General features: G+C 61.6%; 1 pseudogene. It reads left to right on the top strand.

What is annotated here, in order from left to right:
• Window positions 1-255 (top strand): annotated as a pseudogene (locus AC0L3U_RS39765) (hypothetical protein); the annotation flags it as partial.

Raw genomic sequence — 255 nt, forward strand, 5'->3', positions numbered from 1 at the left:
TTCTACTGGATGGCGATTCTGTTTTCCAACACGCTTGGCACCGCGTTGGGCGATTTCCTGGCGGACGATTCGGGGCTGGGTTTTGCCGGCGGCGCGCTGCTGATCGGCTCGACCATTGCTCTGGTGGTGGCGCTCAAGTACTTCACCCGGATCTCGTCAGTGCTGTTGTTCTGGGTGGCGTTCGTGCTGACCCGGCCGTTTGGCGCGACGCTGGGCGACTTCCTGACCAAACCCCATGAGAAGGGTGGGCTGGAT

Source organism: Bradyrhizobium sp. Kon69, assembly GCF_055807515.1.